We start from the raw sequence: 15,062 nt of genomic DNA, 5'->3' as shown, positions 1-15,062 counted from the left end.
GTTTAGTCTATGAGATCGAGGTCTTTTTTTGAGGGCAAAAGGTTGCAGAAAAGTGATGACATTTCGGAAATACCAAAAATTTGCAAGCCATCTACCTTGCTTTCTTTTGGCTTGATAAATAGCCAGTAAGTCTCCCTCCACTGCATCACATAGATCTTCCCTGCAAAACCATCGGAAAAAGCTCATCATCCATTTTGGAGGTTGAAGCGAACTCATGAGCTTCCCCCTTCCCAAACTACCTTAGGTACCGACTGCCACATATTATTGCGCAAATCACGAGAGGCATTAAGTACCTTTTTACCTGAAGCGGTCAATTCATAAAGTCTCTTTTGCCGACCGCCCCTTTCAGCAGTAGCACCACCCAAATAAGATTTGAGATAGCCTTTGTCCTCCAATCGGACCAAAGACTTGTGTACTGAACTGATCATTGGATTACGACCTGTCTGTTTTTCTAATTCATCTTTGATCGCCAGGCCGTAAGCATCATCATTTAAAATGCCAACGGTCAACAACACTAGCTCTTCAAATTCTCCGAGATAAGTACCTTTCATTTGGAATATGTTTCACCTTTGTCTATATAAATACAGAATGCAAAAAGAAAGGTTGCATGATGACCCATATATTTCTTTCACCTTTGTCTTTCTGCTCATTTTGTTGATCCAAACGAATAGTGATAAATTGGCTAGACAAAACACACCATTATGAAAAACCTTAAGCTCACCGCATTACTCGTTCTCTTTTTATCATTCTCCTGTGAAACCCCTGAGAAGGTTGATTTTATCATACTTCAGCTCAATGACGTCTATGAGATAGCGCCCATTGAAGGCGGAAAATCTGCAGGTATGGCGCGCGTAGCCACCATCAGAAAAAACCTTTTGAAAGAAAATCCTAACGTGATTACCACAGTATCAGGAGACTTTGTGAGTCCTTCATTGATCGGCACCCTGACTTATGAAGATGAGAAAATTGCCGGCCGCCATATGGTGGAAGTCATGAATGCTCTTGGGGTTGACTATGTAGTGCCAGGAAATCACGAATACGATATTGATGAAGATGAGCATTTGAAGCGGATCGCAGAGTCTGAGTTTCAATGGACAACTACGAACTGTTTTCACAAAGTTGGTAATGAGCTGGTTCCCTGGCAGCAAAACGGCAAGCCATTCCCAGATCATATTATGCACACCATTGATGGTATTGATATTGCCTTCTTTGGGTCTACAGTTCCTTTTAACAAAAAGAAATATGTTGACTACACGGACAAATATGAGTCTGTTAAATCAGTTTATAACAAAGTAAAAGATGAGGCAGAAGTACTGGTAGCCATCACTCATTTGGAAGAAGAAATGGACGATTCTCTTGCCACCTACTTTGTTCCCCAATTGGACCTCATTCTCGGTGGTCATGATCATACCAATATGAAGTTCCAATTCGGCACCACGATAATGACAAAAGCTGATGCTAATGCCAAAACGGTTTATGTTCATCGTGTCAGCTACAATAAAGCCACTGGCAAGACCACCATCAATTCAGAACTGGTTTCAATTGATGACTCAGTGCCTAGCGATCCTGAAGTAAAAGCCGTTGTAGATAAATGGGTAAACATTGGCAATGAAAGCATGGCGTCCATGGGGTACACACCTGATGATGTAGTAATGGTTACTGCTGATACCTTAGATGGTAGAGAGAGTAGCATTAGATATAGACCCACCAATTATCCAATCATGACAGCCGAATCTTTTCTATTTGTTGCACCAGAGGCTGATTTGGCAGTATTTAATAGTGGCTCAATTCGCCTTGATGATCAACTTACAGGTACGATCACTGAGTATGATATCTTAAGATCATTTCCTTTTGGAGGGGGGATTGCGCTAGTAGATCTGAAGGGTGATGTGATCGAAAGGATTTTAGAAACTGGCACAGTTACCAATGTAGGTATAGGCGGTTACTTACAGCTTGCCAATGCGGAGAAGAAAGCTGATGGTTGGTACATAAAGGGCGCCAGGCTCTCCCAAAATCAGACTTATAAGTTGGCCTTACCAGATTTTGTGATGGGTGGCGGAGAGAAAAATCTTGAGTTCCTTGAAAACTACCAAGATCAATCTACTGCTCCTGAAGATTTTAATGGTGTCAAAAATGATATCAGGAACATTATAATGGCCTATTTCAAGTCTATAGGAAGCTAAATTTCATAATTCACAAAATCGACCATATCAAGATTAAAAAGGCTTCGTAGATTAAGACATGACTAATGCTAAGACATTTTCTCACTGCTCTCCGATTTTTCCTGTTCCTGACGTTCAGGAGACTATAGACTGGTATGTGGCAAATCTTGGATTTCAGGTGGATTTTAAATGGGAAGAGCCTGCGACCTATGCGGTAATGAGTCGTGATGAAATCAAAATTCATTTCAGCCAAAGGGATGACGATTTTACACCCTCTGCTGTTCATACCGCGCTTTACATATTCACTTATGACGTAGATAATGTATTTGAGGAGTTTAAAGCAAAGGGTATAGTCACCAAAGGCCCTGAGACCTATGACTACGGCATGAGAGACTTTGACCTGACCGACCTAAATGGTTTTCGTTTGACCTTTGGTCAATCTGTTAATCATTAGAAAAGATTTGCTTGTCCTCCCTGCTGAGCAGGAATGTGTAAATCATAGCCCAGTTCATTGTTCAATCGCTTGATCAAGTGAGCCGAAAGCAAAGGCGAAGCTTTCTCAAGATTTTGGTGAACGAAGAAGTAAATATCTTTAATTCCTCCTAGGTCGATCCAAGATTTAATACGATCAAACCAATCGTCCAGTCGAGAATAATCACTCTCATGATTGGCCCCAACGTAACGGATAAATGCTGAGGGAGTCGTTAGGCGCATATGCAGCAAGTCCCTTCTACCTGCAGTATCTGTGATGATATTGGCTACTTTATGTTTCTCAAGAAGCGCAAAGAACTTCTCCGATACCTCCGGATCATTAAGCCAATCGGTATGTCTTACCTCCACTGACAAAGGAATGCCTGCTGGAAACTCACCTAAAAACCGTTCTAGCCTATCCCAATTCTTAGGCGCAAAATTGTTGTGAAGTTGTAAAAACACAACACCCAACTTGTCACCAAGGCCCGCTAGGCTATGGCAAAATTCTTCGGTATATCTGCCCACGTCTTCATTTAGCCTTTTCATGTGGCTGATCATCTGATTGACTTTTGGGAAGAACTTAAAGTCTTCAGGCGTCTTGCTACTCCAATTTTCGAATTGCTCTTTGCCATAGAAATTATAGAAAGTAGCGTTTAGCTCAATACTATTAAACTGAGTAGCATAATAGGTCAGTTCATCCTTTGTACCTCGAGGGTAAAACCCTTTCAAGTCTGTCCTATTCCACTTTGCACAGCCTACATAAATATTAGGTTTGCCTTTAAAAAAAGAGTTCTTCAATACCCGAGTGGTATCGGGATGATCTGCTGGTAATTTAAAGTCTACTAGTTCTGGCTGATCAACACTACCGAATTTCATAATCTATGCTTTTAACTCAATCTAATGTAGCCAATCCGGAAGGAGAAGGAAATAAAAAAAGTCCCAATATATCAGATACACTGGGACTGCAAGTAAAGAGTTAGGTTCATCCTTTTTAACGCTGATGCCTAGGATGAGTCAACACCAACGGTTTTCATTAATTTCCGATCAAATCTAAATAGTGGATTCACTTAAAAAAACTATTTTCGATAAATCTTCTTGAAAAATTTGTGCTGAAAAATCTGGTCCAATATATCTACACTGGGTGGTGTGGAATCATGTTCGTGATTCCAATGATCATCTTCACTCCACTGATGGTGATCCCATTGCTTATTTCACGCAAACTTGATGCCATTACCTTCTTTTTTATCCGATGCTGGGTCTACATGTTTGGCATTACCACAGGCATATGGTTTGTTGGTCACAATAAGAAATCCATTGACACCAAAAAGTCTTACATTTTTGTCATCAATCACACTTCATTTTTAGACGCCTGCGCTATCCCGATAGCCATTCCTTCGAGCCTTGTAGGCCTGGGGAAAAAAGAATTATCAAAAATCCCTGTTTTCGGATGGGTAACCAGTCGCTGGGCCGTGTGGGTAGACCGATCTAGTCCCGAAAGTAGACGAGAGGGAAGCCGAAAGCTTAAAGAAATTTTGAATGGGGGTACTTCAGTGCTGATCGCTCCCGAGGGAACCAGAAACAACACCGATGAGCTCTTACTGCCTTTTAGACACGGACCGTTTAGGCTGGCCATAGAGTCACAGATATCTGTTATACCAGTCGTGATTCATAATGCCGCTAAGCTTATGAAAAGAGGTAGCCTTCTGTTAAAACCTGGAGTTGTGCACTCCTATGTATTACCCGAGGTTCCTGTTACTGGCCTTACTGAAGATGATATTCCTGACTTAACCGATCGTGTTTTCAAAATGATGAAAGAAAAGATAGTGGAGCTCAACGGAAGCCATTAATTTTGTTTGGCATCATTTTTTCAAGAACATATGCCAAACCAAACATTGAAGCTTATGAACACTTTTTACAAAACTATCTTACTTGGGTTCATAGCACTTTCCGTTGCCGCCTGTGCAACTGGCAAAAATGCATTTGACAAGGGTGACTATGAAACGGCTTTGGACCGCGCAGTTAAGCGCCTTCAGGCCAACCCAAATAATAAAAAAGCACAAGATGTATTAATCGATGGCTATAGTGTAGCCTCAGCATTCCATCTAAGACGTGTACAGCAATTCAAAAAAGGCGGTGATACTTTTAAATGGGAAGGTATTTATAATGAGTATGCTAAACTGAATCGCTATTACAGGGATATTCAGCGATGCCCTTCCTGTATGTCTTTGGTTTCTCCAAAAGAATACATCCTTCAGCAAGAAGAAGCAGGCCAAAATGCCGCTGAGGTACAGTTAGAACTAGGTAAGGATGCATTGGCTATCAATACCATTGAAACAGGGCGACAAGCTTACAGTCATTTTGAGATGGCACTTCGATATTCCAATAACATTGGAGATATTGATTCGCTATTAACTCAGGCGCGCCAAGTGGCAACCGTTCGTGTTTTGATAGAGCCTATCCCAATTCATTCGAGAAATCTTGAATTGACAAATGAGTATTTCGAAAATAAGATGTTCGAATATCTGGATCGATATAGTCGAGATCGCTTCGTGGAGTTCTTTACTATTGACCAGTCTCAGCAAAGAGACGTTCAGCCTGATCATATTTTGTCCATGGCTTTTGACGACTTTGTTTTGGGCCAAGCCAAAATCGTTTCAAAAACTGTAGAGTTAAAGAGAGACAGTGTGGTCGTAGGCCAGTACACTGATAATAGCGGTGTTGAACATGATGTTTATGGTAGTGTGAAAGCTGAGTATACTTCAAATGAAAAGACCCTGTTTTCTGCCGGAGTCCTCAATTTTGAAATTAGAGATGCTTACACTGGTAAGGTATTAACCAACCGAAAAATCACAAGTGAAGATGTCTGGAGACATGAATGGGCATCTTTTAACGGAGATGAGCGTGCCTTGACGGATGATGAAATAAAAAGGGCCAAGCAAAGAGAGTTACCACCTCCCGGTCCTCAAACACTGTTTATCAGTTTTATCGATCGGGTTTACGGTCAGGTAGAAGGGAACATACGGCAGTTTTATCGAAACACAAAAATCTAAAATAGGCCCTCGAAAAATCGGGGGCTTATTTTTTTAATCATTTCACCCCGCTTTCGAGTTATAGTCATATAAGATAATTATGACTAAGTCCTCGCATCGATTCTGGGCCATACTAAATGCAGTGGTCCTCGCCATAGTCATGTATTGGAATTATTATGCCAATGCTCAAGGCATCAACGAAAATTCGGTTGGTTCTTTAAGCAGGGAGTATGACAATCTTTTTACCCCATCGAGCTATGCCTTTTCAATCTGGGGATTGATATATATCGCATTAATCAGCAATGCCATATTTCAGATTAAGGCCGCATTTAAAGGTACCTATGCTACCTTTTTCGATGATCTTGGCCCATTCCTCGTCTTTGCTAACATTGGAAATGCATTATGGATCTGGGCCTGGCTTACCGAAAGAACAGGCCTAAGTGTACTGATTATGATCGCTATACTGTTGAGCCTATTGACTGCGGTGTTCAAACTAGGAATACGAAGTGGTGATCGTAGCCCTAATGTTATTAAACGTTGGGTTTGGTGGCCCATTTCTCTCTATACCGGATGGATTACTGTGGCAACCATTGCAAATGTTTCCGCCTACTTGGCAAAGATCAATTGGGCTTTTCTTATGAATGAGACAAATTGGGCTTCTCTAATGATCATTGTAGGTGGGGTTGTCTACCTCTTTGTGCTCTCCAAGCGAGGCATGATTACTTTTGCCTTGGTAGGGGTTTGGGCCTTTGTCGCCATAGCGCACAAGCAATGGGGCCTCACCGCACAAGTAGCCGGAATGGCAATAGGTGTTGCTATTGCCATTTCTATATTAGCTATAGTACAGAAGGTCAAAAGCACTCAGCTTAAGTCAGCCATATGATCGATTTTTAATGTGCCTTTGAACTCATTTTCCGTTATTAGGTCATCGGATTTCTAGATCTCAATTTTTCATCAACCTTATGAAGCCTAGTTTCAAAAACATACTATTTCTTTGCGTAATTCTGACAGGCGCTTTTCTCGCATTGAAGCCCAAGTCAATCGATGAACGCCTCGCTTATGAAGAATTCTTAAAAGAGGAATACAGGTCCTTTGCCGGACAAACCAACGATGTGGAAGAAGGTGAAAGACCCGACCAGCCAGATCACGCTTACTTTCTCAATCACTTGCAAACACTAGATCCCATATTGCGGAGAGTTCCGTTGGATGGCTTGGAAAAAGCTCGAAGGCAAAGTGATATTCTAAAAGACAACTCTGGCAACAGAAGATTCAGTCAGGCGGAAACACAAAATGACCTTACATGGACCAATACACCATCAAACTTGGCAGGACGGGTCAGGCCCATCACAATTGACCCTGATCGTACAAGCACTGGCCCTACGAAGTTATGGGCAGGCTCGGTGACTGGTGGGTTGTGGGTTAACCAGAATGCCGGAGATCTTGCCTCATCATGGGAGCCAGTGGAAGGCTTACCAGAAAATGCAAGTATCAGTGCAATTGCCTTTGATCCTGACAACAGTGATATCATGTATGTCGGCACTGGCGAATCTTACACCGCGGTAAACATTTACCGTGAATCATCTTCCGTTGGAAATGGCATTTGGAAGTCTGAAGATCATGGGGAAACATGGACGCAACTTACCTCCACGTCCGGTTTTCAGTATATCAACGATATCGTGATCAAGACTGAAGGAGACAATAGTGTTATCTATACAGCTGTCGTGTCAGGACTTTATAAGGGCCAAACATTCCTGTCAAACCCTTCTGATGGTCTATTTCGCTCTACCGATGATGGGGCCAGCTGGTCTCAGGTGCTTCCCAATATTCCAAATACAGATAACCCGTATGCTCCCTCTGACATTGAGTTAGATGCCATTGGACGACTCTTTGTGGGTACAATGAGAAATAGTGACCTTGAAGGTGCTGGAGTTATTCTCACCTCAGATAATGGAACTGATTGGACTGTTTATGATGAAGTAGCAAATACTCAATTTAACCCCGAAACTGGCTACTACCCTGGTCGAGTAATTGTTAAATCAGCCCCTTCGGACCCCAATAGAGTTTATGCCATTATTAGTGGGGGGCTGACACAGTCTTCGACAGGGTGGATTAGGGATAGTGGACCCAACTCCGTGTTATTCCAATCATTTGATCAAGGCGATACTTGGTCACAATTAGAATTGCCGGATGATCAAGGAGATACTTGGTCAAACATTACATGGCACGCTGCAGACTTAGCCATCAATCCGCTGAACCCGAACACTATTATCATTGGGGCCCTTAATGGGTTCATTATGGAAAATGCCAATTCAATTCCTTTAAGGACTTGGACCAACATTAGCCGATGGAATGCTTTCGGCACAAGTCAGTTTGTGCATGCCGATAATCATACCATTATGTATGATCCATTGAAACCCGATACAATGTTCATCTCTACCGATGGCGGTGTTTTTTATTCGAAAAACATTCAAAATAGTGATCGTGGATTCATCGAGATGAATAGAGATTTTAACACGATTCAATATTACACTTTGGCCATTTCAGGAATCGCGAATGATCAATATCTAATAGCGGGTACTCAGGATAACAGCACCATCCGCTTAGAGAACTCAAACCTTGCCTTTTTTCCAGGCTCTGGAGGAGATGGCGCTTATTGTTTTATTGATCAGGACGAGCCAAACCTTCTCATGTATTCTTCTCAGTATAATGGTTTTAGAGTGGTTTGGGATAGAAGTGTCCCTCAAAACGCTTCGAACATTGCCAATCGCAATAGTGGACTATTTATCAATCCGGCCGACTATGACTGGAAAACCAATACCTTATACACCAATCGGGTGGGCATTGACATCATCAACAACAATAATAACAGTACACAGCCTATTCTAAGGGCGAGGCTCAGCAATCAAACGATTCAGGAGCAAGCGATAAATATAGGCATGGAAATCAACTCACCGATTTCTAATATCAAGATTTCGCCTTACGCTCAAGTGGGCCAAACAAACTTGTTTTTTGGTACACAATCGGGAAGGGTCTATAAGGTTAGGAACGCCCAAGGAACTCCCTCAACCCAAGAAATCACCGGTCCTGATTTCCCAACCTCCAATATTTCCAGTATTGATGTGGGTCGAGACGAAGACGAGTTGATGGTCACCTTTTCAAATTATAACGTCAACTCTGTTTGGTATACAAATGATGGTGGTGCTTCCTGGGAGTCTATAGAAGGCAACCTGCCCGATATGCCTATCCGTTGGGGTGTTTTCAATCCCTTAGACCAACGTCAAATCTATTTGGCAACTGAGCTAGGCATCTGGTTTCTCGACAGAACGGAAGGAGGTAACCTGACTTGGGAGCAAGAGCAGGTAGGCATTGAGAACCTTAGGGTAGACATGCTTAAAATCAGGCGAAGTGATGGGTGGATGGTTGCCGCCACTCACGGGCGAGGCATCTTTGAAAGCCGACTGAACGTGGAAGACTTTGTTACCTCCACCCCAGAGCTTCCGACCATAGGAGTCGAAGCCTTCCCTAACCCTACAACCAACACATTGAATATCCGAATGAATGCCAACTGGCCGGGACAAGCGAATGTAAGCCTTACCAATCTGGAGGGAAAACAGTTCTTAACTAAACGCCATTCTGAATCGACATTTCAAGTCGATGTTTCAGAACTTCCAAGAGGAATATACTTGTTAAAGGTTTGGTCTGATGGTTATCAGTCTGTCACTAAAAGAATCATGGTGCAATAACCAGCTAGTTGCTGGTCATCGCTTTCAGGATATCATGTTGGGTGATGATATGAGGTGCTCTGTTCTCATCTCTTACCATCACCGCTGGATTGTCTTTAGTGATTACTGAAGACAACACATCTAACGTGTTGTCAAGCGGCACAAACTGAAAAGGTTTGTCCATCACCTCAGAAACTGGTTTGCTCTGCAATGTTTCGTCACCGATCATCTGAGCTAGGAGCTTTGAATCTATAAGGCTTCCTACAAAGTTATCGCCATCAACAACAGGTAACTGGGAGATACTATTAGAAGTCATCACCCGGATAGCATCGGCAACAGTTGCAGTTTGAGCAATGGTGGTCAAGTTTCCATTCCCATTCTGGTGTGCTAATATATCAGCAGCTGTTTCAAACTCTCTTTCTTCCACAAAGCCTCTAGCTTGCATCCAATCATCATTGTAGATTTTCCCCAAGTATCGGGTTCCGTGATCTGGCAGAATAATGACCATTACATCGTCATCTGATAAATTCTCTTTTGCCCAATCCAAAGCTCCAGCAACTGCTGAGCCACAGGACCAGCCGCAGAACATGCCCTCTTCACGAGCAAGTCTTCTGGTCATGATTGCACCATCCTTATCAGTCACTTTCACGAAGTGATCGATCACGTCAAAATCAACATTCTTAGGAAGAATATCTTCACCAATACCTTCGGTCAAGTATGGATAAATCTCTTTTTCATCAAATACACCTGTCTCTTTATACTTTTTGAATACAGAACCGTAAGTATCAATACCAACAGAAACGATATCCGCATTTTGCTCTTTCAGGTACTTTGAGGTTCCGCACATAGAACCACCTGTTCCTACACCGGCAGCCCAGTGTGTAATCTTACCCTCAGTATCTCTCCATATTTCAGGACCAGTAGTCTCGTAGTGAGCCTGGGCATTTGAGGTGTTGTCATACTGGTTCGGATAGTATGAATTCTCGATATCCTTGTTCAGTTTCGAGGCCACCGAGTAGTAAGACCTTGGGTCTTCCGGTTCAACATTTGTCGGACACACAATCACTTCCGCTCCCACGGCCTTCAAGATGTCAATCTTCTCTTGTGACTGTTTGTCAGCCAGCGTAAAAATGCACTTATACCCTTTAGCGATAGCACCTAATGCCAAGCCCATTCCGGTGTTTCCTGAAGTTCCTTCAATGATGGTTCCACCTGGCTTTAGATCGCCTCTTTTTTCGGCATCTTCAATCATCTTAAGGGCCATTCTATCTTTCATAGAATTACCCGGGTTGAAGTATTCCACCTTAACCAAAATCGTTCCTGGAATACCCTTATTGACTGAATTTAACTTCACTAATGGGGTATCTCCGATAGTTTCGATGATTGAATTATAATAATGCATTTTCCTTTTTCTCTATAGTTTTTACAAAGCTAAGCTTTCTCAATCGATTGCGAAAAGACAAATGAGTAAACAAACGTTATTTAGAACAAGCCAGCCCTAGTCCATTCTAAGGAAGTCACTCACCTTATCGGCATAGCGATCCTTATACTCTGGACGTGTATATAGCTGGACATGATCAGCATCTTTGAACAAGACGGGATAGACATTGTAAAGTCCTTCGATCTCGGCTTCTAAGACTGTCGATGGTGTCATAGCATCTCCATCGCTGTATAGTACAAGAGCTGGCAACTTAGTATTGGATAGTAAGTAAGAGAACTTCATATTATCACTCCATCCATCAACCACTTTGTCGAATTTCTTCCATGACTGATTAAAAATGAAATCTGGAATACCCATGTCCGCCCCTGCCAGCCGGGTTGTTTCTCGGATATTACTTAATGGGCTCGCTAGAATGAGTTTATCAACTTTGAGTCCTTCTTTTTGCTGATACTCCACTAAATCAGGTCTATTTACCGCTGTTGCGCTGGCCATGGCACCCATAGAGAAGCCCCAAAGCACGAATTCTTCTTGTGCATAGCGATCCTTTAGCATCTTCATCGATGCCGTGATATCTTCGGCAAACTCATAGCCTAAAGCGGTTTTTGCCTCATCAGATTTTCCTGAGTTCCTAAGATCAGGGATAAATATATTGTAGAGCGAGTCGAGGCCTTTGTCTTTCACCAACTCCAAATATTTGAGTGTCTTCAGCCTGTTAGAGGTTCTGCCATGATTAATCATTAGCGTTTTTGAAACCTCAGGAGATGAGGATGGGATATACCAACCATTCAGCTTTAGACCATCTGTTAAGGTCTGATAATCCAGTTCGTCATAGTCAGGAAAGCCATAATCAGCTGGATTGCGATTAGTACCGATGGCATAATCAGCTACCATGGCGGTATCACTCAAGACAAAATCGAAGGTATACCTATCATAGTCAGTGATCATACTAACCGTCTTAGGAACTACTAAAAAATAGAATGCCAATACCAACAGTACTATGATGACTGCCAGAACTTTAAGAAACTTCTTCATGATCAATTATTTAGAAACGGAGGCCAAAAGGTACAAAACGGCCATTCTAACCGCTACACCATTTTCAACCTGATCGAGAATTATTGCATTATCTGCATCTGCCACATCACTGCTCAGCTCAACTCCCCTATTGATTGGGCCAGGATGCATCACCACAATTTCTTTATCTAGTGAATCCAGCAGTGCTTTGTTAATTCCGTAGTACAAAGAATATTCGCGTAGCGAAGGAAAGTATTTGATGTGCTGTCGCTCTAGTTGGATTCGAAGCACATTGGCCACATCACACCATTCTAGTGCCTTTCTTACATCCAATTCTACCTTAACGCCAAGAGAGCCGATAAACTTGGGAAGTAGTGTATTTGGTCCACAGACCATGACTTCGGCACCGAGTTTTTGCAGAGCAAAGATATTGCTCAATGCTACTCTTGAGTGTAGTATATCCCCAATGATGGCAACTTTCTTGCCGGCAACATCTCCTAGCCTTTCCCTGATAGAATAAGTGTCAAGGAGGGCCTGGGTTGGGTGCTCATGTGTACCATCTCCTGCATTGACAATATTAGCATCAATGTGTTTTGATAGAAAGTGCGGGGCGCCAGGACTCGCATGCCTCATCACGATCATATCCACTTTCATGGACAGGATATTGTTGACTGTGTCCAGCAATGTCTCTCCCTTTTTCACCGAGCTACTGCTACTAGAAAAATTGATGACATCTGCCGATAATCTCTTTTCTGCTAGTTCAAAGCTAAGTTTGGTCCTTGTAGAGTTCTCAAAGAAGACATTTGCAATGGTGATATCTCTTAAGGACGGCACCTTCTTAATCGGACGGTTAATCACGTCCTTAAACTCATCCGCTGTCCGGAAAATTAAATCAATATCTTCTGGGGTGAGGCTCTTTATTCCGAGAAGGTGTTTCGTACTCAGTTGCTCCATTTATGCCTCTTTGTTAATTAACCACACAGTATCTTCTTGCGCCTCATTTTCTCCCTTCCATTCTACCAATACCTTTTGACTGTCAAGTGTATTCACCTCTTTGCCCACATAATCTGGAAATATGGGTACATGCTTGGCATACTTTCGAACAACAAGGGATAAAAGCTCTACTTTCTCGGGTCTGCCAAAGGCATTCATGGCATCCAATGCCGCTCGAACGGATCGTCCAGTGTAAAAGACATCATCAACCAAGATCACTTTCTTTCCTTCTATCAGGAAGTCGATTTTGGTCTCGTTAGCCCTAACAGGGCTGTCTCTTCTTCGAAAATCGTCTCTGAAGAAAGTCGCATCTAAGTAACCCAAAGGCACTTCGGCATCGATAAAGGCTGAAAGTTGTTCTCTGATCTTCCTAGCCAGAAAAATACCTCTCGGCTGGAGACCTAAAAGAACGGTGTTACTAAAATTTTGATGGTTTTCTATCAGTTGCTGACAGAGGCGGCCGATGGTGATGGCCAATTGTGGATGACCTAGTAATAGCCTTTTTTGCATTTCAGGAAACAAATATAAGAAAAGGAAATGGTCGGAGAAATGCAGGTGATCAATAAATGCTAGTTATCGTCAGTACCCTCAGTACCAGCGGCTATAGAATTAATGAAAAAAACGGTGCGTACCATTGCTGGTTTAGTGGCGGATTTCACCTGCTGCACACCATATACCAAGAACTTGTTGTCATACCAACTGACAATGCCTCTATACTGGTCGATATCATTCTTAACCTTTTCACCCTCCTCAAGTAATTTGAGAGGACTCTTCTCGCCACTCTTTTCGGTAAGATTATCAAGCGTTCGAACCATCACATCTTTTTTGAAATAATAGGCATAGTGCATGCCGTCTGTTCCGGCTTGAAATGCACCAAAGCTGTTTAAATTGTTTTCGGGGTTTTGGCCAACGGTATAGCTATTGTCCGAAAGTAGTTTTCCTTCTTGATCAAGTGCCAAACTAAAAGCATGGGTTACTTCAAAATTGGGAGGCCTAACAATTACATTAGGGTTGTTTACTGCTATTATCGGCTGGCGGCTTGTCGTGTAGGGGCTGATAAAAGGATCTTCAAAACTACCAACCCTTCTATTTCGGGCACCTGGCAACATGACATCTTCGAAGGGAATAGTCCATGGAGTAAAAAAGGAAGCATTGAAGACTATCTTATCATCCGACTCGCATAAGTTCTCAATAAGTCCTTCCGTCTTATATGACCAATTCTTATCATTCTTTTTTGCCAGCAATGCTCTGGATTTAATCTTTTTGCCTCGCCTTTCCCCAAGGTGATCAAAGAAGGATTCAAACTCTCCAAAATTTCTATACGTCATGGTTTGCTTACCAAGCTTGTCAACATGGTTTACATATATACCCGTGGGGTAGGGATCGTTTCCGAGGCTGTATAATCCAACGACCACTTGAGACTTGTCAACAATAGATGAAGAGACTGCAGACCTTAACTGAAAGGAAGGGAGTGTTTCAAGTGTATACCTTCTCACAGGCTGTCCCTGATAATCATATGTGTTTACAACTACTGTACTAGTATTATCATCACCAACCTCGCTTACAAGAACATTTAGAGTTAAACCGTCATTGTTAATTCTTACTTCTAGCAACTCGGAATTCTTATTGTACAAATTAGGAAGTGTTCGTACCGTGTTTGCTGGAAGGTCAAAAGCAAAAACTGCAGGTAAACCATCCACATAGCCTGCTATTATTGCTGAAGATTTCAGCGTTTTGAATTCGACTATCTCTAGGTTACCGATGCGATCGGTTTGGTAATTGATAATTTCCTCTTTGTCATTGTCTAGTGCCACAATATTCAACAGACTATTGTCTGCAGGTGCATAAAAAAGTAAGTAGGTAATATTCTGATCATAATATTCTCCCACAAGCTGCTGCCCTTGAGGTATCTCAAAATAACCAGACCAACTTTCCTTTAGACTGTTATCAAGGTGAGTAAATTCGATTCTATCACTTTTACCAACCTTCCCTTCGATAGGCTTAATGACCATGACGCCATTTTCCTGATTAGAAATGACATCATATCTTAAATTATTCAAACGATGATCAGACTCGTATCGATGGACTTGATTGATCTGCGCAGTCAGAATATTAGTTAGAAAGATGAATAGACAGCCCAGTATTGCTCTTCTCATTAGGATCATCATAAAGCGCGTTTAACGTGATTATCAACTGAACTGAATGTACTTTTTCAGAACGATTCATACTAAAA

Annotated in this window: 13 protein-coding genes and 1 pseudogene; 6 read left to right on the top strand and 8 right to left on the bottom strand. The window is 42.1% G+C overall.

Annotated elements, in window-relative coordinates; all coding sequences use genetic code 11:
- Positions 1-33 precede the first annotated feature (33 nt).
- Together BFP97_RS20955 and BFP97_RS18320 are read right to left on the bottom strand one after the other, a co-directional pair.
- Positions 34-189: pseudogene (locus tag BFP97_RS20955) on the bottom strand (permease prefix domain 2-containing transporter); the annotation flags it as partial.
- A 23-nt stretch (positions 190-212) separates the two neighbouring features.
- Positions 213-551 (bottom strand): PadR family transcriptional regulator, encoded by a 339-nt coding sequence (locus tag BFP97_RS18320; RefSeq protein ID WP_069843811.1) that lies wholly within the window; start codon positions 549-551, stop codon positions 213-215.
- Between the two features lie 150 nt (positions 552-701).
- Between BFP97_RS18320 and BFP97_RS18315 the strand changes: the two genes are divergently transcribed.
- Positions 702-2,183, top strand: a complete 1,482-nt coding sequence (locus BFP97_RS18315; protein ID WP_083262653.1) for a bifunctional metallophosphatase/5'-nucleotidase — start codon at positions 702-704, stop codon at positions 2,181-2,183.
- 58 nt (positions 2,184-2,241) lie between these two features.
- Complete coding sequence (locus BFP97_RS18310) at positions 2,242-2,616, top strand: bleomycin resistance protein (RefSeq protein ID WP_069843809.1); 375 nt, start codon at positions 2,242-2,244, stop codon at positions 2,614-2,616.
- Here the strand turns inward: BFP97_RS18310 and BFP97_RS18305 are convergent.
- Positions 2,613-3,509, bottom strand: a complete 897-nt coding sequence (locus BFP97_RS18305; protein ID WP_069843808.1) for a DUF72 domain-containing protein — start codon at positions 3,507-3,509, stop codon at positions 2,613-2,615. The two genes, BFP97_RS18310 and BFP97_RS18305, sit on opposite strands and share 4 nt — an antisense overlap.
- Before the next feature lie 230 nt (positions 3,510-3,739).
- On the opposite strand from BFP97_RS18305, the gene BFP97_RS18300 reads away from it, so the two are divergent.
- From BFP97_RS18300 to BFP97_RS18285, 4 genes are all read left to right on the top strand, one after another.
- Positions 3,740-4,480 (top strand): lysophospholipid acyltransferase family protein, encoded by a 741-nt coding sequence (locus tag BFP97_RS18300; protein WP_083262652.1) that lies wholly within the window; start codon positions 3,740-3,742, stop codon positions 4,478-4,480.
- A gap of 54 nt (positions 4,481-4,534) precedes the next feature.
- Positions 4,535-5,683 carry a hypothetical protein gene (locus tag BFP97_RS18295; RefSeq protein WP_139135368.1) on the top strand — a complete coding sequence of 383 codons (1,149 nt, stop codon included), beginning with the start codon at positions 4,535-4,537 and terminating at the stop codon, positions 5,681-5,683.
- A 79-nt stretch (positions 5,684-5,762) separates the two neighbouring features.
- Positions 5,763-6,545, top strand: a complete 783-nt coding sequence (locus tag BFP97_RS18290; protein WP_069843806.1) for a hypothetical protein — start codon at positions 5,763-5,765, stop codon at positions 6,543-6,545.
- Between the two features lie 79 nt (positions 6,546-6,624).
- On the top strand, positions 6,625-9,405 hold the full coding sequence (locus tag BFP97_RS18285; protein ID WP_069843805.1) for a T9SS type A sorting domain-containing protein: 2,781 nt from the start codon (positions 6,625-6,627) through the stop codon (positions 9,403-9,405).
- A 4-nt stretch (positions 9,406-9,409) separates the two neighbouring features.
- On the opposite strand, the gene BFP97_RS18280 is transcribed toward BFP97_RS18285, so the two are convergent.
- From BFP97_RS18280 to BFP97_RS18260, 5 genes are all read right to left on the bottom strand, one after another.
- Positions 9,410-10,786 (bottom strand): pyridoxal-phosphate dependent enzyme, encoded by a 1,377-nt coding sequence (locus tag BFP97_RS18280; RefSeq protein WP_069843804.1) that lies wholly within the window; start codon positions 10,784-10,786, stop codon positions 9,410-9,412.
- A 96-nt stretch (positions 10,787-10,882) separates the two neighbouring features.
- Positions 10,883-11,857 carry an alpha/beta hydrolase gene (locus BFP97_RS18275; protein WP_069843803.1) on the bottom strand — a complete coding sequence of 325 codons (975 nt, stop codon included), beginning with the start codon at positions 11,855-11,857 and terminating at the stop codon, positions 10,883-10,885.
- A gap of 6 nt (positions 11,858-11,863) precedes the next feature.
- Positions 11,864-12,790, bottom strand: a complete 927-nt coding sequence (locus tag BFP97_RS18270; protein WP_069843802.1) for an aspartate carbamoyltransferase catalytic subunit — start codon at positions 12,788-12,790, stop codon at positions 11,864-11,866.
- Positions 12,791-13,339 (bottom strand): bifunctional pyr operon transcriptional regulator/uracil phosphoribosyltransferase PyrR, encoded by a 549-nt coding sequence (pyrR, locus tag BFP97_RS18265; RefSeq protein WP_069843801.1) that lies wholly within the window; start codon positions 13,337-13,339, stop codon positions 12,791-12,793.
- Positions 13,340-13,398: 59 nt separating this feature from the next.
- Positions 13,399-14,985, bottom strand: coding sequence for a hypothetical protein (locus BFP97_RS18260; protein WP_139135367.1), 1,587 nt, complete (start codon positions 14,983-14,985; stop codon positions 13,399-13,401).
- Positions 14,986-15,062 lie beyond the last annotated feature (77 nt).

Source organism: Roseivirga sp. 4D4, assembly GCF_001747095.1.
Classification (GTDB): Bacteria; Bacteroidota; Bacteroidia; order Cytophagales; family Cyclobacteriaceae; genus Roseivirga.
The sequence above is the reverse complement of the archived record's forward strand: the minus strand, read 5'-3'. Positions and strand labels throughout refer to the sequence as shown.